At 52.5% G+C, this 19,257-nt stretch carries 26 protein-coding genes, 1 tRNA gene and 1 pseudogene; 15 read left to right on the top strand and 13 right to left on the bottom strand.

The window, feature by feature from the left end:
* Positions 1-35 precede the first annotated feature (35 nt).
* Both DK507_RS06010 and DK507_RS06015 read left to right on the top strand, forming a co-directional pair.
* Positions 36-1,448, top strand: a complete 1,413-nt coding sequence (locus DK507_RS06010) for a DcaP family trimeric outer membrane transporter (RefSeq protein WP_109355452.1) — start codon at positions 36-38, stop codon at positions 1,446-1,448.
* Positions 1,449-1,648: 200 nt separating this feature from the next.
* Positions 1,649-2,224 (top strand): DUF2585 domain-containing protein, encoded by a 576-nt coding sequence (locus DK507_RS06015; RefSeq protein ID WP_109355453.1) that lies wholly within the window; start codon positions 1,649-1,651, stop codon positions 2,222-2,224.
* Here DK507_RS06015 and DK507_RS06020 read toward each other — a convergent pair.
* Genes DK507_RS06020 through DK507_RS06030 form a run of 3 tightly spaced genes read right to left on the bottom strand, consistent with a single transcriptional unit; the run spans position 2,221 to position 4,403 of the window.
* Entirely contained in the window at positions 2,221-2,493 is a 273-nt protein-coding gene (locus tag DK507_RS06020; protein ID WP_109355454.1) for a hypothetical protein, read from the bottom strand. The genes DK507_RS06015 and DK507_RS06020 overlap by 4 nt on opposite strands.
* Complete coding sequence (gene fumC, locus DK507_RS06025; protein WP_109355455.1) at positions 2,480-3,910, bottom strand: class II fumarate hydratase; 1,431 nt, start codon at positions 3,908-3,910, stop codon at positions 2,480-2,482. Before fumC ends, DK507_RS06020 begins: the two co-directional genes overlap by 14 nt.
* Before the next feature lie 7 nt (positions 3,911-3,917).
* Positions 3,918-4,403 carry an SspB family protein gene (locus DK507_RS06030; protein ID WP_109355456.1) on the bottom strand — a complete coding sequence of 162 codons (486 nt, stop codon included), beginning with the start codon at positions 4,401-4,403 and terminating at the stop codon, positions 3,918-3,920.
* A 126-nt stretch (positions 4,404-4,529) separates the two neighbouring features.
* On the opposite strand from DK507_RS06030, the gene hisB reads away from it, so the two are divergent.
* Genes hisB through hisF form a run of 4 tightly spaced genes read left to right on the top strand, consistent with a single transcriptional unit; the run spans position 4,530 to position 7,228 of the window.
* Positions 4,530-5,123, top strand: a complete 594-nt coding sequence (gene hisB / locus DK507_RS06035; RefSeq protein ID WP_109355457.1) for an imidazoleglycerol-phosphate dehydratase HisB — start codon at positions 4,530-4,532, stop codon at positions 5,121-5,123.
* Positions 5,116-5,736 (top strand): imidazole glycerol phosphate synthase subunit HisH, encoded by a 621-nt coding sequence (hisH, locus tag DK507_RS06040; protein ID WP_109355458.1) that lies wholly within the window; start codon positions 5,116-5,118, stop codon positions 5,734-5,736. The genes hisB and hisH overlap by 8 nt, the downstream gene beginning before the upstream one ends.
* A complete protein-coding gene (gene hisA / locus DK507_RS06045; protein WP_109355459.1) occupies positions 5,733-6,458 on the top strand; it encodes a 1-(5-phosphoribosyl)-5-[(5-phosphoribosylamino)methylideneamino]imidazole-4-carboxamide isomerase in 726 nt (241 codons plus the stop codon). The genes hisH and hisA overlap by 4 nt, the downstream gene beginning before the upstream one ends.
* Positions 6,459-6,460: 2 nt before the next feature.
* Positions 6,461-7,228 carry an imidazole glycerol phosphate synthase subunit HisF gene (gene hisF / locus DK507_RS06050; RefSeq protein WP_109355460.1) on the top strand — a complete coding sequence of 256 codons (768 nt, stop codon included), beginning with the start codon at positions 6,461-6,463 and terminating at the stop codon, positions 7,226-7,228.
* 266 nt (positions 7,229-7,494) lie between these two features.
* Here the strand turns inward: hisF and DK507_RS18040 are convergent, their stop codons facing one another.
* Positions 7,495-8,031: a hypothetical protein gene (locus DK507_RS18040; protein WP_254054274.1), complete on the bottom strand. Its 537-nt coding sequence runs from the start codon at positions 8,029-8,031 to the stop codon at positions 7,495-7,497.
* Between DK507_RS18040 and DK507_RS18045 the strand changes: the two genes are divergently transcribed.
* On the top strand, positions 8,030-8,110 hold the full coding sequence (locus DK507_RS18045; RefSeq protein ID WP_254054273.1) for a hypothetical protein: 81 nt from the start codon (positions 8,030-8,032) through the stop codon (positions 8,108-8,110). The two genes, DK507_RS18040 and DK507_RS18045, sit on opposite strands and share 2 nt — an antisense overlap.
* Before the next feature lie 217 nt (positions 8,111-8,327).
* Here the strand turns inward: DK507_RS18045 and DK507_RS18050 are convergent, their stop codons facing one another.
* Positions 8,328-8,579, bottom strand: a complete 252-nt coding sequence (locus DK507_RS18050) for a hypothetical protein (RefSeq protein ID WP_254054270.1) — start codon at positions 8,577-8,579, stop codon at positions 8,328-8,330.
* A 7-nt stretch (positions 8,580-8,586) separates the two neighbouring features.
* Positions 8,587-8,709: a hypothetical protein gene (locus tag DK507_RS18165; protein WP_301950665.1), complete on the bottom strand. Its 123-nt coding sequence runs from the start codon at positions 8,707-8,709 to the stop codon at positions 8,587-8,589.
* A 94-nt stretch (positions 8,710-8,803) separates the two neighbouring features.
* On the opposite strand from DK507_RS18165, the gene DK507_RS06065 reads away from it, so the two are divergent.
* The 5 genes from DK507_RS06065 (at position 8,804) to DK507_RS06085 (ending at position 11,378) form a co-directional block, all read left to right on the top strand.
* Positions 8,804-9,121 (top strand): phosphoribosyl-ATP diphosphatase, encoded by a 318-nt coding sequence (locus tag DK507_RS06065; protein ID WP_109355463.1) that lies wholly within the window; start codon positions 8,804-8,806, stop codon positions 9,119-9,121.
* Positions 9,122-9,124: 3 nt separating this feature from the next.
* Entirely contained in the window at positions 9,125-9,505 is a 381-nt protein-coding gene (locus DK507_RS06070) for a histidine triad nucleotide-binding protein (protein WP_109355464.1), read from the top strand.
* Between the two features lie 58 nt (positions 9,506-9,563).
* The gene (locus DK507_RS06075; RefSeq protein WP_109355465.1) at positions 9,564-10,997 is read left to right on the top strand and encodes a sodium-dependent transporter; all 1,434 of its coding nucleotides are present in this window, start codon (positions 9,564-9,566) and stop codon (positions 10,995-10,997) included.
* 3 nt (positions 10,998-11,000) lie between these two features.
* The gene (locus DK507_RS06080; RefSeq protein WP_109355466.1) at positions 11,001-11,204 is read left to right on the top strand and encodes a DNA gyrase inhibitor YacG; all 204 of its coding nucleotides are present in this window, start codon (positions 11,001-11,003) and stop codon (positions 11,202-11,204) included.
* A gap of 98 nt (positions 11,205-11,302) precedes the next feature.
* Positions 11,303-11,378, top strand: a tRNA-Phe gene (locus DK507_RS06085).
* A gap of 202 nt (positions 11,379-11,580) precedes the next feature.
* Here the strand turns inward: DK507_RS06085 and DK507_RS06090 are convergent.
* Genes DK507_RS06090 through DK507_RS06100 form a run of 3 tightly spaced genes read right to left on the bottom strand, consistent with a single transcriptional unit; the run spans position 11,581 to position 13,896 of the window.
* On the bottom strand, positions 11,581-13,206 hold the full coding sequence (locus DK507_RS06090) for a recombinase family protein (RefSeq protein WP_109355467.1): 1,626 nt from the start codon (positions 13,204-13,206) through the stop codon (positions 11,581-11,583).
* Complete coding sequence (locus tag DK507_RS06095; protein ID WP_109355468.1) at positions 13,193-13,657, bottom strand: DUF2924 domain-containing protein; 465 nt, start codon at positions 13,655-13,657, stop codon at positions 13,193-13,195. Before DK507_RS06095 ends, DK507_RS06090 begins: the two co-directional genes overlap by 14 nt.
* On the bottom strand, positions 13,654-13,896 hold the full coding sequence (locus tag DK507_RS06100; protein ID WP_109355469.1) for a DUF3489 domain-containing protein: 243 nt from the start codon (positions 13,894-13,896) through the stop codon (positions 13,654-13,656). The genes DK507_RS06095 and DK507_RS06100 overlap by 4 nt, the downstream gene beginning before the upstream one ends.
* Positions 13,897-14,100: 204 nt before the next feature.
* Between DK507_RS06100 and DK507_RS06105 the strand changes: the two genes are divergently transcribed.
* Positions 14,101-14,316: a hypothetical protein gene (locus DK507_RS06105; protein ID WP_109355470.1), complete on the top strand. Its 216-nt coding sequence runs from the start codon at positions 14,101-14,103 to the stop codon at positions 14,314-14,316.
* Positions 14,317-14,401: 85 nt separating this feature from the next.
* Here the strand turns inward: DK507_RS06105 and DK507_RS06110 are convergent, their stop codons facing one another.
* The 3 genes and pseudogenes from DK507_RS06110 to DK507_RS06120 all read right to left on the bottom strand — a co-directional run bounded on the left by DK507_RS06110 (position 14,402) and on the right by DK507_RS06120 (position 15,700).
* A complete protein-coding gene (locus DK507_RS06110) occupies positions 14,402-14,650 on the bottom strand; it encodes a helix-turn-helix transcriptional regulator (protein WP_109355471.1) in 249 nt (82 codons plus the stop codon).
* 106 nt (positions 14,651-14,756) lie between these two features.
* A pseudogene (locus tag DK507_RS18210) lies at positions 14,757-15,035 on the bottom strand (PAS domain-containing protein); the annotation flags it as partial.
* A 215-nt stretch (positions 15,036-15,250) separates the two neighbouring features.
* Positions 15,251-15,700 carry a transposase gene (locus DK507_RS06120; RefSeq protein ID WP_109355473.1) on the bottom strand — a complete coding sequence of 150 codons (450 nt, stop codon included), beginning with the start codon at positions 15,698-15,700 and terminating at the stop codon, positions 15,251-15,253.
* 285 nt (positions 15,701-15,985) lie between these two features.
* On the opposite strand from DK507_RS06120, the gene DK507_RS06125 reads away from it, so the two are divergent.
* Positions 15,986-16,711, top strand: coding sequence for an alpha/beta hydrolase (locus DK507_RS06125; protein ID WP_109355474.1), 726 nt, complete (start codon positions 15,986-15,988; stop codon positions 16,709-16,711).
* Positions 16,712-17,077: 366 nt separating this feature from the next.
* Here the strand turns inward: DK507_RS06125 and DK507_RS06135 are convergent, their stop codons facing one another.
* Positions 17,078-17,971 (bottom strand): LysR substrate-binding domain-containing protein, encoded by an 894-nt coding sequence (locus DK507_RS06135; RefSeq protein ID WP_109355476.1) that lies wholly within the window; start codon positions 17,969-17,971, stop codon positions 17,078-17,080.
* Positions 17,972-18,120: 149 nt separating this feature from the next.
* Here DK507_RS06135 and DK507_RS06140 point away from each other — a divergent pair, with 149 nt between their 5' ends.
* On the top strand, positions 18,121-19,239 hold the full coding sequence (locus DK507_RS06140; protein ID WP_367889550.1) for an S-(hydroxymethyl)glutathione dehydrogenase/class III alcohol dehydrogenase: 1,119 nt from the start codon (positions 18,121-18,123) through the stop codon (positions 19,237-19,239).
* Positions 19,240-19,257 lie beyond the last annotated feature (18 nt).

Raw genomic sequence — 19,257 nt, forward strand, 5'->3', positions numbered from 1 at the left:
GACATCCTCAATCAAAATAACAGAGAGGATGGATCATGGCGCAAGCTGGAAAGAATGTCATCAGGGGGATGTTATTATCTGCGACGATACTGGGCGCTTCTCCTGCATGGGCGCAAAATAGCGATGTGGATGCACGGCTGGACCGACTGGAGGCTTTGGTTACGGGTCTGATTGAACGAATGGACGCGAAGGATGAAGCCGGTTCTGCCAGCGACATCGCTGCGGCCGAGCAGGCAAGGCAGGCTATTGATGAGACGAGAGCGCTGGCGGAACGGACGACAGCAGTGGAAAGCAGGATTGCTGAGCAGGCCGCGGTTACGCAGAAAGTCGCCGAGCAATCCGATGATGCCAATGGCTTTAATGTCGGCAAAACGCGCGTGACCTATGGTGGCTATGTGAAGCTGGACGTGATTACGGAGCGGACCAGCGGCGGCCAAGTGCCTTCGGGCAGCATAGCAAGAGATTTCCTGATTCCCGGAGCAATCCCGGTTGGTGGCGAAGCTTCTGGCTTTGACACCGATTTCAGCGCACGTCAGACCCGTTTTTTCCTGAAAACGGAGACCGACGTCGGCGATGATCACAAGATCGGTTCCCATATCGAGCTGGATTTCATGGTCACAAGCGGTGGGGATGAACGAATTTCCAACAGTTTCGCCCCGCGTGTCCGACAGGCTTACATAACCTTTGACAACTGGCTGTTCGGCCAGACCTGGTCGACTTTTCAGGATGTCAGCGCCTTGCCGGAAGCGATGGATTTTATTGGCCCCACACCCGGCACCGTTTTCGACCGGCAGCCTATGATCCGCTATACAAATGGCGGTCTCCAGATCGCTCTCGAACAGCCCGAAACCACGATTACAACACCGACGGGCGCTAGGATTGTCGCCGGTGATGACAGCCTGCCGGACATGGTGGCGCGCTATAACCACAAAGGTGAATTTGGTCATCTGACCGCGGCTGCGATCGGCCGTGTGCTGCGTGTTAACGAGGATGATTTCGGTCTGATCAATGACAGCAGCTTTGGATATGGGGTCAGCCTGTCCGGTAAGTTAAACGTCGGCGAACGTGATGATTTCAAATTCATGGCGACAGCTGGCGAGGGGCTGGGGCGCTATATCGGGCTTAACATAGTCAATGACGCGGCCGTGCGCGCAGATGGCTCTCTGGCTCCGATTGCGACCTATTCCGGTTTTGCTGCCTATCGCCATTTCTGGAACGACAAGTGGCGCTCCACACTCTCCGGGTCATACTTCAAGGCGGATAACCCGGTCTTGCTGACGACAGGTCTGGTAACCGATGAAAGCTGGAACGTGTTTGGCAATCTGGTCTACTCTCCAGTTGTACCGCTCGATATCGGCATCGAATATATGTACGCCAAACGCCGGATCGAAGATGGCGCTTCGGGCAATTTGCAGAAAGTCCAGATGTCGGCAAAATACAAGTTCTGAGGCTTGCTGCGTCGCGACAAGTCAAGTTGGCGTGGCTCGCCCCAAAAATGCACATATGGCTCCTGTGGACGCATGTGAGGTCGCACTGGCAGAGTAGGCACTTCAACTATTAGGTCAGCTGTTTAGACGAATATGGATTGAATCAGACTTGCATTTTACTGGCGATGCTGCTGCATAGACTTGCAAGCTTGAGGGGGCATATGACGATCATATCACGCAACCATGCGTTGGCCGCTGGCGGTCTGGTTCTACTCACTCTGGTGATATTGTTCGGTATGGACCGCCCACCTATTTGCGAGTGTGGCAATGTGAAATTGTGGCACGGGGCAGTGCAGTCGGCGGAAAACAGTCAACATCTTTCGGACTGGTACACGTTCAGCCATATCATTCATGGTTTTCTGTTCTATGGTCTCGGTTATTGGTTGTTCCGCAAGCGACCGGAGGCGGCAAGACTGGGTCTGGCTTTGTGCCTCGCGATATTCATTGAAGGTTTCTGGGAAATCCTTGAAAACTCACCGATTATCATCAATCGCTATCGTGAGGCGACTTTTGCTTTTGGCTATGCGGGAGACAGTATTGTCAACTCCATGGCGGATATCGGCTGGATGACATTGGGTTTCATCGCGGCCCGCCGGATGCCGGTAATGGCCACGGTTGTCGTCGCCGTGATTTTCGAACTGTTGGCGCTCTACGCAATTCGGGACAATCTCACGCTCAACGTGTTGATGCTGACCTTCCCGATTGAAGCAATCAAGGTCTGGCAGGGCGCGGCCTAGGCCTCCGGTTTTGCAGGCTCCGTGGGAGCAGGTGTGCCTTGGATATCGATAACCTGTTCCGATGCAGGAAGCTCTTCTTCTGTTTCCCTGGATCGGTCATAAAGCGCTTTGGCAACCATAGCACCGCCTACGAGCAACGCACCGGGCAGAGAGCGGGTCGCGATACGCGCTGCCAGCACGCCTACACCAAAGCCGAGCAAGCCGGTTCCTTGGCCACGTTTTCGCGCTTCATTGCCAATCAAAACAGAGACGATTTCACGCACCGCCATGGGATGCTCCTGAGCTGTTACCAATCATGTTTTCAGCTTTAACATGGGTATCATATGTTTCTTCGTCAACAAGGCCAAGGTCCAGAGCTGCCGCGCGGAGTGTCATCCCGGTTTCATGAGCATGCTTCGCAATTTTGGAGGCGTTGTCATAGCCGATGACCGGCGCCAGCGCCGTGACCAGCATCAGCGAATTTTCAACAAGCTCGGCGATGCGTTTCTCATTGGCTTCCAGTCCATCGACGCAGCGTGTGGCAAAGCTCGACATGCCGATAGATACGATTTCAATCGATCGCAGGACGTTTGCGCCGATCATAGGTTTGAAAACGTTTAGTTCCAGATGTCCCTGTAAGCCGCCAACCGTTACCGCCTGATGATTCCCGATAATTTGCGCGGCCACCATGGTCAGCATTTCGCACTGCGTCGGATTGACCTTGCCGGGCATGATTGAGCTGCCCGGTTCATTGGCGGGCAGACTGAGTTCGCCAAGTCCGGACCGCGGGCCGGAACCGAGCAGGCGTATATCATTGGCGATTTTGGTGAGTGAAACGGCGAGAACATTCAGCGCACCCGATAGCTCCACCATCGTATCATGCGCCGCCAGTTCCGCAAATTTGTTATGGGCCGAGGTAAATTTCAGGCCGGTAATCTTGGCAATTTCCCGCGCCATATGGTCGCCAAAATTTTCTGGTGCATTCAAACCAGTACCCACAGCAGTTCCACCCTGTGCCAGTTGATAGAGACGCGGCAAGACCGCCCCTATTCGGTCGCGGGCAGCCAGTAACTGCGCGGCATAGCCGGAAAATTCCTGCCCCAGTGTCAATGGGGTCGCATCCTGCAAATGGGTCCGGCCGATTTTGACAATGGCTTTCCAGTCCTGCGCCTTTTGGGCTAGCGCGTCATGCAATTGTTCCAGCGCGGGAAACAGTTCGACCTCCAGCGCGCGTGATGCGGCGACATGCATGGCGGTCGGGAAACTGTCATTGGAAGATTGCCCGCGATTGACGTGGTCGTTGGGATGGACGGGGTCTTTACCGCCGCGCGTGCCGGTCAGGCTTTCGTTGGCGATGCCCGCGATCACCTCGTTGACATTCATATTCGTCTGGGTACCCGATCCGGTTTGCCAGATGGTCAGCGGAAATTGGGTATCAAAGGCTCCGGAGCGCACTTCTTCGGCCGCTTTCGCAATGGCACCGGCAATTTCGGGGTCGAGTCCGTGAATGCCGTTTACGCGTGCAGCCGCCTCTTTGACGGTGGCCAGTGCGTGAATCAGCCGGATCGGCATGCGCTCATGGCGAGGGAATGGAAAATTTTCGATACTGCGCTGCGTCTGCGCGCCCCAATAGGCGTCCTTGGGGACTTCTATCGGACCAATACTATCGGATTCTGTGCGGGTGGCTTTCGAAGGGGCGCCTGACATCAGGCGATCACTTCTTTTTGCCGAAATCCACCGTTACAACGTTGGAACCATCATCGACTGTCTCAATCGTTTCCTGATCCCCGTCATTTTGTGCCGGTTCATGGCTATCAAGATCGCCTTCGACCTCATCTACCTGAAATTGCAGGGCAAAATCGACGGCAGGATCAACAAAGGAGGTAATCGCGGCGAACGGGATATGCAGCATGGAGCTGATCTGGTTAAAGCTTAGACCCACCTCAAACCGGTCTTCGCTGACGGACAAGTCCCAATAGCGGTTTTGCAGCACTATGGTCATTTCATCCGGGAATTTCGCAATCAGGTGATCGGGGATATCGACACCCGGTGCGCGGGTCTTGAATGTGATGTAAAAATGATGTTCGCCGGGCAGACCGTTGGTCTCTACTTCACCGAGAACCCGGCCAACCACAGCGCGCAGAGCTTCCTGCACAATTTCGTCATAAGGAATCAGGCTATCGGGGGCACTGTCATTCATAGCTACTTGGTGGCGCGAACACGGGGCAGGGTCAAGGGGATTTGCACAATTTTCGTCAACTGTGATATTTCTGATTTTGCAGCGAAATTCTTGCCTGATCAAATCCAGCCTTTATAGGCATCAACCATGAGAACAGCGACCATAGAGCGAAATACCAAGGAAACCGAGATTTTCGTCGAGTTGAATCTGGATGGAACCGGGCAATATGACGTGTCGACCGGCATCGGTTTTCTCGACCATATGATCGAGCAATTCTCGCGCCATTCGCTGATTGACCTGAGGCTGAGGGTCAAAGGGGACCTGCATGTTGATCAGCACCACACGACTGAAGATAGCGCCATTGCGGTGGGACAAGCCATTGGTCAGGCGCTGGGCGACAAGGCCGGGATTGTGCGCTATGGCAGTACCTATTCGCCGATGGACGAGACATTGAGCCGCGTCGCACTGGATATTTCCGGTCGTCCATGGCTGGTCTGGAAAGCTGGATTTACGCAGGAGCGGCTAGGCGAAATGGATACGGAGCTGTTCAAGCACTGGTTCCACAGCGTTGCCGATGCGGCTGGCATCACGCTGCATATCGAGCTGCTCTATGGTGAAAATAACCATCATATAGCTGAGAGTATCTTCAAAGGCTTTGCCCGGGCGATGCGCCAGGCGGTTGAGCGCGACCCGCGCAAAGGGGACGCTATTCCTTCGACCAAAGGCCAGCTTGGTGGCTGAAACCATAGCGCTTATCGATTTCGGCGCCGGTAATTTACACAGCGTGCATAATGCACTCAAGGCAACTGGCGCGTCCGGCGTTGTTGTGACCTCTGACCCAGAAGTAGTCGCTGCGTCGGATCGTATTGTTTTGCCGGGTGTCGGAGCTTTTGGTGCCTGTCGCGATGCCTTGGCGGGCATTGATGGGATGATTACGGCGCTCGAGCAAAGGGTGCGGCAAGAGGGCGCACCGTTTCTGGGTATCTGCGTCGGCATGCAATTGCTCGCCGACAAGGGTATAGAATTTGGCGAGCATCAAGGGCTTGGCTGGATTGGCGGCACGGTCCACGCGATCGAAGCGCCTTCTGCGGACATCAAAATTCCGCATATGGGCTGGAATGATGTAACCCCCACGACGGGCCATGATTTATTGGAAGTCGGCGAGGCCTATTATCTCCACGGTTATCATTTTGACGCTGCCAACGCCGCCGACATTTTCGCAACAACCTTTCATGGCAGAACGCTGGTTTCTGCCATAGGCCGCGACAATATTGTCGGTGTGCAATTTCATCCGGAAAAAAGTCAGGCCTATGGGCTGGCCTTCCTGAAACGCTTTTTGGAGTGGAAACCATGATTGTTTTTCCTGCCATTGATCTGAAATCCGGCGAGGTCGTGCGCTTGGCCGAGGGGGATATGGATCGCGCTACCGTCTATGGTGACAATCCTGCGGAACAGGCGGGTCTGTTCGCGGAGGCAGGCGCCGAGCATATTCATGTTGTCGACCTCGACGGAGCTTTTGCCGGATCCCCGCGCAATGCAGAAGCGGTTGAAGCGATTGTCGGCAGCTTCCCCGGCTATGTGCAACTGGGCGGTGGGATCAGGAACAGAGAAACCGTGGAGCGCTGGTTCGAACTGGGTGTGGCGCGGTTAGTCATTGGAACGGCGGCGCTGAAAGACCCGGAATTTGTGCGCGATATGGCGAAGGAATATGAAGGCGGCATCGTCGTTGCAGTCGATGCGCGGGACGGCATGGTAGCCACGGAAGGCTGGGCCGATGTATCGAAAGTCAGTGTGAGAGATATGGCACGGCGCTTTGAGGATGCCGGAGTCGCGTCTCTTCTGTTCACGGATGTGGGCCGCGACGGTATGCTGACTGGATGCAATATTGAAGCGACTGTCGATCTGGCACGCTCAGTCGATATTCCCGTGATCGCCAGTGGCGGGGTAAAGGGTCTCGATGATGTTCATATGCTCAGCCAGTTTACACAGGATGGCATTGAGGGCGTGATTACCGGCCGGGCGCTCTACGACGGGCGGCTGGATCTTGCGACGGCCATTGCTATGGCGAATCGGTAGACATGACCGTCCGTATCCGCGTCATACCCTGCCTCGACGTTGCCGATGGCCGCGTCGTCAAGGGCGTCAATTTTGTTGACCTGAAAGATGCTGGTGATCCGGTGGAGCAGGCGCGAGCCTATGACGCCGCGGGTGCGGATGAGCTTTGCTTTCTAGATATAGGTGCAAGCCATGAAAAGCGTGATACGATTATCGATGTGGTGCGGCGGACCGCCGAAGTCTGTTTCATGCCTGTCACAGTGGGCGGCGGCGTAAGAACGGCGGATGATGCCCGCGCGTTGCTCATGGCCGGGGCCGACAAGGTTGCGGTAAACAGCGCGGCCGTTTCGCGGCCCGAAGTGGTCAGTGATATAGCGGGCCGTTTCGGAAGCCAGTGCATGGTGGCCTCAATCGACGCGCGGCAGGTTGACGAAGGACGCTGGGAAATATTCACCCATGGCGGGCGTACGCCCACCGGCATTGACGCCCTGGAACACGCCGTGCGCATGGCGGAGCTGGGGGCAGGGGAGTTGCTCGTCACCTCCATGGATCGTGATGGTACACGTGATGGTTATGATCTGTCTCTAACCAGGGCCATTGCCGATGCTGTGTCCATTCCCGTGGTTGCTAGCGGCGGGGTAGGAAATCTCGATCATATGGTCGACGGTGTGATCAAGGGCGGTGCCAATGCAGTGCTCGCTGCCTCGATTTTCCATTTTGGACAGCACAGTATATCGGAGGCACATGATGCCCTTCGTGCTGCCGGACTGCCTGCACGCGGCAGTAGTTAAGACATAGTCTGAAGTTGATCCAAACTGAGACAATCTGAAAAAAGACTTTGTTAACCATCTATTTTTACAAAATATTAATCCTGTTTTTGCATTAACGGTTTTTAAACCATTTGCCTGCTGATGGCAGTTAATGGTCTGCTTGAAACAGATAAGCCCACTCGGCAAATGAGGATTGGGCAGGTGAGGGATGAGATGACAATTATTCGTACAGCATTGATTGGCACAATATCAGCTTTGACTATAGCAGCGGTTCCGGCGCACGCCATTTATCCGATCCAGTCGAGCGATACGCAATCGCAGGGTGGAAAACGCGGTGGCTCCAGCGGTGGCAAAGGCGGATCATCAGGTTTTGGTGGCAGCTCTGGCAGTTTCAGCTCAACCAGCACGGGCGGATCGACTTCGACATCGTCCGGTGGTTCTTCAACCAGCGGCGGTTCCACATCAACCTCAACCGGCGGAACGACTTCTGGTTCGACATCGACTTCGAGCGGCAATTTCTCCAGCACATCGACAGGCGGATCGACCTCCACCTCTTCGGGCGCGATATCGACTTCGTCAGGCGGCGTTTCGACATCTACGGGGGGGGTATCAACTTCAACCGGCGGTGTTTCAACCTCCACCGGCGGCGTGTCTACTTCAACCGGTGGCTCATCCAGCTTTGGCGGATCGAGCAGTTCTTCGAGTTCCAGCAGTTCTTCCTCCAGCAGCTCATCCAGTAGCAGTTCTTCCAGTTTTGGCGGATCAACGGGCGGGCATCCTGGCGGTTCGACCGGTGGGACACCTGTTCCGGAACCGGGCGTCATGATCCTTTTCGGACTGGGTGCTGGCGGTCTCGCTGCCGGGCGTTTGATGCGGCGGCGCAAGAACAAGCAACCGGACTGACATTTCGAGCTCTATGGACTTTGAGGAAGGAGGCCGCGCTGCCTCCTTTTCTGCTTCCGATGTAGTGCCAGCGAGTGTCCCAATATGAGACAGAAGCAGTGATGGTTAATGTCGGTTTAACTTACAATTTTGGCATAGGCGAAAATCTGTTAACCACTAAGGCTGTTGGTCACCGCAGATCCCGGGCTTTTGGCAGGAGATTTGCTTAACTTGTCTATCAACTGTTTTTGATTTTCCGCCATACCCCGGGGGCAAGTATGAAATTGATGAAACTAACCATATTGGCTGGCGCGGCGGCGATGGTTTTGGCCGCCAGCCCCGCTGCAGCGTTAGGGTATATCGATGGCGAAGGCGGGCACGAGGCGTCAACGAGTTTGACCAGCTCTGCTGAAACCTTATCAACCAGTTCTTCTCCCAACAGTTCTTCATCAGCTGGCATAAAGATTCCGGAACCATCCAATATATTCATGCTGGCACTAGGCATTGCTGGCCTTGTTGCAGGGCGTTACGCGGCGCGGAAAAGGCGCGATAGGTTTTAACAGTTCGTCACCATTGGCGCGCAGATCCTGGATCTCGCTGCGCCATGAAAGGGCCGTCATCGGGGGATTAGACGGCCCTTTCCTTTTGGATAATCGGTATCGGCATGCTGCAAAGGCTTGACGCCTGTCCCCTTGCTCGCGCAAACGAGCGCTCATGACTGATATTTTGCAAAAGCTGGAAGCCACCATTCGCCAGCGCCGCGATGCTGATCCGACAAGTAGCTATGTTGCCAGCCTGCACGCAAAAGGCCGTGCCAAAATGGCTGAAAAGCTTGGCGAGGAAGCGGTCGAAGCAGTTATCGCAGCGGTGCAGGACGATAAAACGGAGATGACAGGAGAAGCAGCCGACGTGCTGTTTCATCTGATGGTGTTGCTCGCCGATATGGACTTGTCCATTGATGATGTGCTGGCCGAACTGGCCCGCCGCGAAGGCCTGTCTGGCATAGCTGAAAAAGCCTCAAGAAAGGACTGATCCATGGCGATTGATGCAACCGAGCCTTATGATGATGACAATATTTTCGCCAAGATCCTGCGCGGGGAAATACCTAACAAGACGGTTTATGAGGATGACCATGTTCTCGCCTTTCACGATATCAATCCACAGGCGCCGCATCACATATTGGTAATTCCAAAGGGCAAATATGTCAGTTGGGATGATTTTTCAGCAAAGGCCAGCGAGGCGGAAATCGCAGGCTTTGTCCGCGGTGTCGGTCATGTCGCTCGGGTAGCCGGGATGGTTGAGCCCGGTTATCGGTTGCTCGCCAATATCGGACATGACGGGCATCAGGAAGTGCCACATCTCCATGTGCATATATTCGCCGGAAAACCACTTGGCCCGATGTTGATGAGACGCTAGACACAAGAGAAACCAAGTCGCTTAAACAGCGCACAGAGTATTTAGGGGAGTTTCGGATATGGCAGGATCAGCAGCACCGGGTGGAGAAGGCTGGTCGTCGAGATGGGCCTTTGTGCTCGCGGCGGTCGGTGCAGCAGTCGGCCTTGGCAATATCTGGCGGTTTCCTACCCTGGCGGGGGAAAATGGCGGGGGTGCGTTTGTGCTCGTCTACATCGGATGCATTGTTTTGATCGGCCTGCCGATGGTGCTTTCCGAGATATTGATCGGTCGCCATGGACGTAGCGATGCCTTTCATAGTGTGGTCAAAGTCGCGGAAGATTCGAATGTCAGCAAAAACTGGGGCGTGTTCGGTGGTATTGGAATACTCAGCGCTTTTCTGATCCTGACTTTTTACAGCGTCGTAGCGGGCTGGGTGCTTTACTATGTCGGGGTGATGGGCGGCGATTTTCTGGGCGCGCTCTTTTCCGGCGACCCGTTTGCCGGCGCGCTCGCATCTGAAAACCCAGAGTCCATACCTGGCAGAATGACCGACCTTTTCGGCAATATCCCGCTGCTGCTGGGTATGCACACTCTGTTCATGATATTGACGATCTGGATCGTTGCACGTGGCGTCACGGATGGAATTGAAAAAGCGGCGACTTATCTGATGCCGACATTTTTCGTTCTGTTGGTGCTGATTACGCTTTATGGTGCCTTTACCGGTGAATTTGCAAAGGCCCTGGCCTTTCTGTTCACCCCGGATTTCAGCAAATTGACGCCCTCCGTTATTAACGATGCGCTCGGACAAGCCCTGTTCTCGATGAGTGTCGCGTCTGCTGCGCTGATTACTTATGGCGGCTATGTATCCAAGGAAACCAGGCTGGCCCCCACCGCTGGTATGATTGCCTTTGCAGATACCGGCGTTGCCCTGCTCGCGGGCTTGATGATCTTCCCGATTGTCTTTGCAGTGGGCTTGGATGCTGCCGCAGGACCGACACTGGTTTTCCAGTCACTACCAATTGCTTTTCACACCATGCCAGCCGGTTCGTTGGTTGGGTTGTTATTCTTCGTCCTGATTTTTTTTGCTGCCCTGACCAGTTCGATTTCCTTGCTGGAAGGCGTGGTCGCCTGGGCAATGCGCAGATTTGAATGGAGCCGCGCTGCCACGGCTTGGCTATTTGGCGGATTTGTATTCCTTATCGGGGTGGCCTGTGCACTGTCTCTCAATGTCTGGAGCGATGTCCGGTTGCTTGGTTTCTGGCCGATGTTCGAAGAAAAGAATATTTTCGATACGATTGATGACTTTGTTTCCAAAATACTGCTGCCGACGACGGCCTTTCTGACGGCCGTATTCATCGGCTGGCGTGCGGACAAGAAGCTGGTTGAGGCGGAAACAGGACTGGAAGGTTCCCTGTTCGGAATCTATCGTTTCCTGGTGGCGTGGTTGGCTCCGATCGGCGTGCTGCTGATTTTTGTCTTCGCGGTGTTTCCGAACCTGGTCGGTCAAGGATAGGCAGTGGCTGGAGTAAAACAATCAAAATGCCCGGTATGCCGCAAGCCGAAGTCGGTGGATTTCGCGCCGTTCTGTAGTGCAGGCTGCAAAGATCGCGATTTGCTCCAATGGCTGGGCGAGGGGTATAAAGTCCCCGGACCGCCGGTTTCACCCGATCAACTGGCCGATCATTTTGCGGGAGAATCAGGCCGTGATGGAGAGTCCTGAACCAGTGCAATAAAACCGCCATTTTTGGGGTGGACAAGCCATGCAAGCCCCGACTATAGCGACGCTTCCAATTCGGCGGGAACAACATCCCGCCCGTTGCCCGAATAGCTCAGTTGGTAGAGCAAGCGACTGAAAATCGCTGTGTCGGTGGTTCGAATCCGCCTTCGGGCACCACTTTTTTCCCAAGATTTCAAAGTTTCGCGCACGGCGCGCAGTATGAGGGATTTATCCCTATTTTTCGGTTAGTTAGCAGGTAGCGAGGCTTGAGGTTTGTCGCGAGAGACCATTTGGCAGCCGCGATATTGAGGCAAAATAGCTAAGTGTCTCGATGGCCCAAATATTGGAGTCCAGATGCACATTTAGATTTCGGGAGTTTTTAAGCTGAAGTGAACCCAAACATTTTACGTTGATCGGCCCAGTCTAGTGGAATTTTGTTGATGCGCATGATCTTGCGTCCGGTGAGATCAGGTGGCTGTGTTCCATCGACTATCGCAGAGATAATATCGGGGGCCATGAAGCTTAACCTGACAAGCTGCTGCAAATGCCGCTGCTTGTAGTGATTGACCATCGGGGAGGGTATTCCTCGAACCAAAAGGTCCTGGGCGGCAAATGCATGAGCAATCAGTCTTAGCAGAACAGGATCTGGTTCGCGCTTGATTGGTCCATCGTCCGGTGCAATTGCCAATCTTACCTCTGAGCCTCTGCTGACCATTTTTGCTTTGATTGACAGCTTGATTGATTGCTCCTGATTGGGAGGTGTAAACTCAATTTCGATTGCCCCCTTTTTTGCCGCAACACGAGCTCTCCAATCAAGCAACAATCTCCGTTGATCGCTGATAGACATTGCGGGAAGATCGATTGAGGTTTGGCGATCTCGATCTATCTGAGTTTCTAATTCTTGTGCGCCATCGACCTTGGAGAAGCGACATGTCCTGAGTTGCTTTGAGATTGCATTGATAACCAGATGTTCGACTTCCCCCGCAGGCATTCGCCATTTGGTTGATTTGTCTCCCGGTTGAGCGCGTGTGACATAATAGCGATACCGTTTTGATCCCTTGGTTGCATGAGCCGGTGTCATGGGTTTCCCATCTGGGTCTGTAATCATACCGGTCAATAAACTTGGATTGCGGCTTTGTTTCCCTAATGCGTTGTCCTTGCGATTAGTGCGAAAAATCGACTGGACGCGATCAAACAGCTCTTGGGTGATGACAGGCAGGTGGACTCCATCATAGATTTTGTCCTTGTGCCTCATTTTGCCGATATAGACCGGATTCTGAAGAAGATGCGTCAGAGTGCCCGTCTTGAAGAATATGCCACCGACTTTCTTTCCGGTTTTCCACTTTCGTTCACGGGTTTTGATGCCTTCGGCGGCCAGTTCATCGACCAACTGAGGTACTGATTTGATCTGAGCATATCGCTCAAACATATGACGGACCGTTTTTGCTTCGGACTGATTGATCACCAGCTGGCGATCCACAACATCATATCCAAAAGGTACGCCACCACCCATCCACATGCCCTTCTTCTTTGACGCAGCAACTTTGTCCCGGATCCGCTCGCCGGTGACTTCGCGTTCAAATTGCGCGAAAGACAGAAGCACATTCAAGGTCAATCGACCCATACTGGTGGTCGTGTTGAACGATTGGGTGACGCTGACAAAGCTGGCTTCATGTTCGTCCAGTATTTCAACGATCTTGGCAAAGTCGGCAAGACTGCGTGTCAGTCGATCTACTTTGTAAACGACAATGATATCGACTTTTCCTGCTTTCACATCATCCAACAACTGGGAGAGGGCAGGGCGGTCCATATTGCCGCCAGACCAACCGCCATCGTCATAGAGTTCAGGAACAGCTTCCCAACCTTCGCTGGCCTGGCTCAGTATATAGGCCGCACATGCCTCGCGCTGCGCATCGAGACTGTTAAAGTCCTGCTCCAGACCATCTTCGGTCGATTTGCGCGTGTAGATGGCGCAGCGCTTTCGAGTTTTTTTAGCTTCGGACATCGGCTGGTACTTTCGGTTTGTAGCCGCTTCGCTTTTTCAATCCAAAGAAGCGTGGCCCTGACCAATGCGCGCCCGTTATCTCGCGCGCAATATGACTGAGACTTGCATAACGCCGGCCTTCAAACTCAAAGCCATCATCGCAAACCAGCACATGATAGCTTTTATCATTCCATGATCGCACTAGCCTCGTACCGTTCTTCAAAGATATGCCGTGTGCGGGATCAGCTTTACCCGTTCGTTCGATACGATTTTGCAATCGTGCAATTTCTCGTTTGGTTACACCAGAGAGCCGGCCATGAACGCGCTCTTGCAATCGATTAGCGATTCCGCGTCGGAGTAGGTCGGGTCCGATATCGGGTGCAGAAGATCGAAAGGTATCTCGCCACATGGAACGCAGTCGGGCAGGGGGCATAGTTATGAGTTCAGCCAACTGCTGCTCGAGTCCGGTCATAATGCTGCCCGCTGCGTATCATGATCGGGCGCTTGTGTAATCTGGTAGGTGGTCCCGTCATCGGCCCGTTGTTCGCGTGCGAGGACAAATCCCTTTTTGCGAAGGCCAGTCAGGAATGCACGAACACTGTGCGGCTTCCACTTCGTTGCTTTGCAAATCTCATCAATGCTTGCGCCTTTGCCGCGATTGAGCAGGGCAATGACTTTTGCGGATTTGGTTTGTGGTTTTGATGGTGCCATTTTGGGTCTCCAGCTTGGCGCTGGACTATCCAGCGCTTCCACTGACGCGGGGCCGCAGATCGCTCAATAGAGCGGGCGGCGTGTCACGGCGTTCGCGCAACACCAACAGCAATGCTCGAATAAACACCGAAGTCCAGTCGTTTATTCGAGCAGTTAGAAAAGCTGCATGTGGACTTTCGAAAAGAGTCGAGCATGAGTAGGAGCATGGCTGATGATGACGAAATTGATCCGATCAAAGTGCGAACCGGACTATTTGCGCTGGTCACCGCAAGACTTGAAGATGCACATCAAATCGCAGTGAAAGGGCAAGCGGCCAGCGTCGGTAATCGCGATGTCAGCGGCTTGGTCATTGAACTGCGTTCGCTGCTCGACGAGATCAACGTCCAACTTGATGCGCTCGATTTGATGCACGATCGTTAGTTTCCGAATTTGAGCCGATTGCTGACTGTCTTCTTTCGAGTGGCCCCCTATCAAAGCTGCCGTTCGGCAAACGACCCAACTACAATCATACGGCAATCATTCGAAACTTCTTAGGCGTTAGATTTGTCGCCTGTCTGAACTGGCGCGTGAAAGAGCTTTGATCGCTATATCCAGCTTCGAGAGCAATTTCGGCGATTGGAAGGTCAGTTTCACGGAGCAGTCTTTGCGCTCGATCTACGCGCTGCTTGATGATCCATTGTCCCACATTCAGTCCGTAGATTTGCTGAAAACGCCGGTTCAATTTGAACTGCGACATGCCGGTTCTCTCTGCCATCTGTATAACCGAAGGGGGGGGCGGGAAAGTTGGTCAGCACCCAGTCAATTGCACCTGCCACATCGTCAAATTCACTGCGCGATACATTGGGAGATTGTAGATCTTTCGAAATACCGACGACGCCAATGATGTTGTGTTGATCGTCGAAAGTCGGTTGCTTTGCGGTCAAGCACCAGCCAACTGTCCGGTTCGGATAAACGTGCATTTCCAGCCGTTGCACGATGGATTGGCCTGTTCGCACAACCGATCGGTCCTGCTTCTCGTAGCTGCTGCCCAACTGTTTGCCGAGTATTTCAGACGGGAGGCGACCGATCAGCTGCGATTTGTCCGTGCGACCGGACCGTTCGACAAGCGTTGTGTTCGCTGTTGCGGGAGTATTTATGATTGTTTCCGGCTACGTCAACAGACGCCTCTCCAACTGACAGCTAAAGTTCGCTTCTCTAATTGGTTTTTATCAAATTCCCTGTTTGGTTACTGGTTATCATCTGGGTCACGCTTCTTTGCGCAGTCTATGAAGATAGCTGCATGCATGTATAAGATTGGTTATCGGAGTGCTTTGCTTTCGGACACGCTTTGTTGGCGCAGCGGACATAAACGGCATCATCCCCATACCAACATCCAGATGCGGTGGAGGATGACGGCTAACTTTCTAGCAACGGCCACGGTTGCACGCCGTCCTTTGGTTTTAACCAAATGCATGCCCCGTGTCTTGAGCGGGGACATGGCGCTTGCTCTACTCAGCAGCAAATTTGCTGCTGAGTAGAGCGCCGAGCGGACATCTGCATCACCAGCTTTGAATATACGTCGGTGGTTATCACTATCGCCTAACTGGAAGCGCCCGGGTGTTAGACCGAAGTGCGCTCCGACAAGCCGTAGCGAGGTAAATCGCGATGGATCATCAATGGCTGCCTTGAAGTTCAAGGCTGTCACCGCTCCAACACCGGGCGCTGTCACCAACAGTATACAGGCCGGGTCTTGGGAAGTGAGCAGCTTCACACGCCGATCAAGTTCCTGATAGCTGGCAAGTAACACCTGCTGCGCATCCAGCATCTGCAGAAGCGCAAAGACCAGAGCATCATCGGCTGTACTGCTTCGTCAAAGCTGTGATGGGCCAGCGCAGATGGGAAACGGATGCCAAACACCTTGAGCAACCCGCGTATCTCGTTCTCCAGATCAATGCAGGGGCGTAACATTGCCTTGCGGCTCGTCAGCAATGTTCGGACGTAGTGGCTTTCTTTGCTCTTCATATGTACCGGGAGATATCAACCCGAACGCACCACTTGTGCAATAGCCTTGTATTCATAACCTTAAGATAAACGATTTGAATGGTTCATCATGAAAAATTTCCTGACGCAGATTGCGATAGCTTTGTACATCGTTTCGGCCCTTGCAGGGTGCAACGTTGTCATAGACAATGACATCATTGAAATGGACGACGTTTCAGTAGATGCCTTCTCTGAAAAAGAAGAGCAACTCACTCAGATCGATAGTTTGATTACTCCAATTGAACTAGTCGAAAATGATGATGAGTATATGCGGTATAGACTTCGAGGAAATGGCAAGTATCTATTTATAGAAGGGACCATTAGCTCAAGGTTTCCATGGAAACTCGAGCAAATACTTAATCACTCATCGGGCATTGAGTGGCTGATCTTAACTAATGTCCCAGGAAGCATAGATGATAGAGCAAATCTAGAAGGAGCTAGAATAGTTCGTCAGCATAGCATTAACACCTACATTCCGCAGGGTGGCTCGGTCGCATCAGGTGGAACTGATCTATTTGCTGCTGGAGTAGAACGAGTTGCTTTTGAAGATGCGAAAATTGGCGTCCATTCTTGGGGCGGTACAAATTGGAAAGGCGAGATGATAGAAGGGAAAGGTTTTCCCAAAAACCACCCAGATCACCAACCCTATCTAAATTATTACAAGGAAATGGGTATTCCAACAGATTTTTATTGGTTTACACTTGAAGTGGCTGGTGCTCACGATATTCATTACATGAACTTTGGAGAAATCGAAAGGTTCCAACTAGCCACCGAAATACGTTCTAGACGTAAATGATTGAGATATCTTCGAAATGAATAGATACAACTGGTGGTTGTGATAATACCTGCAAACTCCCTTTAAATTTTGAAATATAAGACTCCGCAAGTCTTTAAGAGTTGGATTTCTTATGGCGGAGGATGTGCAATAGTAGGGCGCAAGATCACATCGCCGATACGATTTTAGACGCGGTGAAATGGGCTAAATTGGAAATATTTTCCGGCGAAGTCAAAAATTACTATGCTGAATGCGGTAAAGAAATTCCTAAAGCCTGGCACCAGGTCTCATCAAATACAATGACGATGGTCGCCAGTCAGCCAGTTCGTCAGGCTGCTCAGATTTGTTGAACGTAGACCGGCCTGAAAGCAAGGACAACCGACTACTTTAATCGTAGCTTTTAAGATCATTTTTCGGCAAGTTTCGGTTCAGATACTCTATCAACAAGCGAACCTTGGGCGATAGTTGTCGATTATGCGGATAAATGGCCCAGATACCGTCATCTGATGTACGGAAATTATCAAGAATTGCTACCAACCGACCAGACTCCAATTCGGCTTTGACATAATAGTCTGGGAGTTGAATGATCCCGATCCCCTTTAGCGCTGCATCAACCAATGATGCTCCGCTATTGCATCGGATATTCCCGGTAATGGGGATGTGGCGAGATTTTCCGTTTTCTTCAAATCGCCAATAGTCAAAGGTACCTCGCAGACAATTATGCTGTTCTAATTCGGACAGTGCATGGGGCGCACCATGTATCGCAAGATAGGAAGGAGCGGCACAGGCGTAATAGGTGCGATACGATAGCCTCTTGGCCATCATCGTGCTGTCTTCCAACTGACCCAGGCGGATTGCAAGGTCATAGCTTTCAGCTACCAGATCAAGCAATTGATTGGTCAGAGTCAGATTCACTCGAAGCTCCGGATAGCGGGCGACAAAGTCATTCACCAATGGTGCAATTCTGGTTTCACCAAATGTGATGGGGGCAGTCAGATTCAATATGCCTTTTGGAGTTTGGTGCAGGTCAGTGATCGCGCGTTCAGCTTCCAGTAATCCATCAAGCACCTGCCGACAGTGATTATAGTATATTCGGCCGGTTTCCGTGATCGAAACCTTCCGAGTGGTACGATAAAACAACTTCACTGCTAGCCGGTTTTCCAGCGCGCCGATCTGACGGCTAACTTGAGCTGTGGAAATTCCCAATCGCTTTGCAGCGCCCGTAAAACTCTTCGCTTCCGCGACGCCCACAAACTCCGAGATACCTTCCCAGTCGAACATTGGGATTTCTCCATTGTTACTATACTGTAATAGTAAATTGCTTAACAATACGATTATATTATCATAGGAATGGTGTAAATTCAAACTATCACCACCTTACACGTGGAGTTTTTTTACAACCAAAAACAAAGCGAGACCTCATGGCCGAAATTATAAAATCCAAAGCTGCCGTTGCTTGGGCAGCCAACCAACCGCTCTCAATTGAAGAGATTGATGTAATGCCACCAAAAAAAGGAGAGGTTCGAATACGAATAATCGCCACGGGTGTTTGTCATACCGACGCCTTCACATTGTCTGGCGATGACCCGGAAGGTATTTTCCCTGCGGTGCTCGGTCATGAAGGTGGAGGAATTGTCGAATCCATTGGTGAGAGTGTAACCAGCGTTGCTGTTGGCGATCACGTAATCCCTCTTTACACCCCTGAATGTGGGACATGTAAGTTTTGCACGTCTGGCAAAACCAATCTTTGCCAGAAAATTCGCGAGACCCAAGGCAATGGCTTGATGCCCGACGGCACCAGCCGATTCTATAAGGACGGTAAGCCAATCTTCCACTATATGGGTTGCTCGACATTTTCCGAATACACAGTGCTTCCTGAAATCTCACTAGCTAAGGTCAACCCCAAGGCACCATTGGAAGAAGTATGTTTGCTCGGTTGCGGCGTAACTACCGGCATGGGCGCTGTGACGAACACCGCCAAGGTTGAAGAAGGATCGATTGTTGCGATCTTTGGAATGGGCGGCATTGGCCTTTCGGCTGTGATTGGTGCGGCGATGGCAAAGGCTGGCCGGATCATCGTGATCGATATTAACGAAAGCAAATTTGATCTAGCGCGAAAACTGGGTGCGACCGATTGCATCAACCCCAAAGACCATGATCAACCGATCCAAGATGTCATCGTTGAGCTAACCGATGGCGGCGTTGATTATTCGTTTGAATGTATTGGCAACGTCAATGTCATGCGCTCGGCACTGGAATGCTGTCACAAAGGCTGGGGTGAATCAGTCGTGATCGGCGTTGCCGGAGCAGGCCAGGAAATCTCAACACGCCCGTTCCAACTCGTAACCGGGCGTGTGTGGCGCGGCTCAGCTTTTGGCGGTGTCAAAGGTCGCTCGGAATTGCCGGATTACGTTGAGCGCTATCTTCAAGGTGAATTCAAGCTCGATGATTTTATTACCCATACGATGGGACTTGAAGACATTAACGAGGCGTTCGACCTAATGCACGAAGGCAAGAGCATTCGAACGGTCATTCACTTCGATAAGTAAACAAACGTTGCGATTGCG

This window comes from Sphingorhabdus sp. EL138, assembly GCF_900258045.1.
GTDB lineage: Bacteria > Pseudomonadota > Alphaproteobacteria > Sphingomonadales > Sphingomonadaceae > Parasphingorhabdus.

Excerpts from the sequence above, each read along its gene's own strand:
- hisF (WP_109355460.1), top strand. The coding sequence starts at position 6,461 with ATGACCGTCCGTATCCGCGTCATACCCTGCCTCGACGTTGCCGATGGC.
- DK507_RS06105 (WP_109355470.1), top strand. The coding sequence starts at position 14,101 with ATGGCTGATGATGACGAAATTGATCCGATCAAAGTGCGAACCGGACTA.
- DK507_RS18040 (WP_254054274.1), bottom strand. The coding sequence starts at position 8,031 with ATGACGCCCGGTTCCGGAACAGGTGTCCCACCGGTCGAACCGCCAGGA.
- DK507_RS06125 (WP_109355474.1), top strand. The coding sequence starts at position 15,986 with ATGAAAAATTTCCTGACGCAGATTGCGATAGCTTTGTACATCGTTTCG.
- DK507_RS06020 (WP_109355454.1), bottom strand. The coding sequence starts at position 2,493 with ATGGCGGTGCGTGAAATCGTCTCTGTTTTGATTGGCAATGAAGCGCGA.
- DK507_RS06065 (WP_109355463.1), top strand. The coding sequence starts at position 8,804 with ATGACTGATATTTTGCAAAAGCTGGAAGCCACCATTCGCCAGCGCCGC.
- DK507_RS06070 (WP_109355464.1), top strand. The coding sequence starts at position 9,125 with ATGGCGATTGATGCAACCGAGCCTTATGATGATGACAATATTTTCGCC.
- hisB (WP_109355457.1), top strand. The coding sequence starts at position 4,530 with ATGAGAACAGCGACCATAGAGCGAAATACCAAGGAAACCGAGATTTTC.
- DK507_RS06135 (WP_109355476.1), bottom strand. The coding sequence starts at position 17,971 with ATGTTCGACTGGGAAGGTATCTCGGAGTTTGTGGGCGTCGCGGAAGCG.
- DK507_RS18165 (WP_301950665.1), bottom strand. The coding sequence starts at position 8,709 with ATGACGGCCCTTTCATGGCGCAGCGAGATCCAGGATCTGCGCGCCAAT.
- DK507_RS18050 (WP_254054270.1), bottom strand. The coding sequence starts at position 8,579 with ATGAATATATTGGATGGTTCCGGAATCTTTATGCCAGCTGATGAAGAA.
- DK507_RS06030 (WP_109355456.1), bottom strand. The coding sequence starts at position 4,403 with ATGAATGACAGTGCCCCCGATAGCCTGATTCCTTATGACGAAATTGTG.
- DK507_RS06095 (WP_109355468.1), bottom strand. The coding sequence starts at position 13,657 with ATGACCGGACTCGAGCAGCAGTTGGCTGAACTCATAACTATGCCCCCT.
- fumC (WP_109355455.1), bottom strand. The coding sequence starts at position 3,910 with ATGTCAGGCGCCCCTTCGAAAGCCACCCGCACAGAATCCGATAGTATT.
- DK507_RS06015 (WP_109355453.1), top strand. The coding sequence starts at position 1,649 with ATGACGATCATATCACGCAACCATGCGTTGGCCGCTGGCGGTCTGGTT.
- DK507_RS06110 (WP_109355471.1), bottom strand. The coding sequence starts at position 14,650 with ATGGCAGAGAGAACCGGCATGTCGCAGTTCAAATTGAACCGGCGTTTT.
- hisA (WP_109355459.1), top strand. The coding sequence starts at position 5,733 with ATGATTGTTTTTCCTGCCATTGATCTGAAATCCGGCGAGGTCGTGCGC.
- DK507_RS06090 (WP_109355467.1), bottom strand. The coding sequence starts at position 13,206 with ATGTCCGAAGCTAAAAAAACTCGAAAGCGCTGCGCCATCTACACGCGC.
- DK507_RS06120 (WP_109355473.1), bottom strand. The coding sequence starts at position 15,700 with ATGCTGGATGCGCAGCAGGTGTTACTTGCCAGCTATCAGGAACTTGAT.
- DK507_RS06075 (WP_109355465.1), top strand. The coding sequence starts at position 9,564 with ATGGCAGGATCAGCAGCACCGGGTGGAGAAGGCTGGTCGTCGAGATGG.
- DK507_RS06010 (WP_109355452.1), top strand. The coding sequence starts at position 36 with ATGGCGCAAGCTGGAAAGAATGTCATCAGGGGGATGTTATTATCTGCG.
- DK507_RS18045 (WP_254054273.1), top strand. The coding sequence starts at position 8,030 with ATGATCCTTTTCGGACTGGGTGCTGGCGGTCTCGCTGCCGGGCGTTTG.
- DK507_RS06100 (WP_109355469.1), bottom strand. The coding sequence starts at position 13,896 with ATGGCACCATCAAAACCACAAACCAAATCCGCAAAAGTCATTGCCCTG.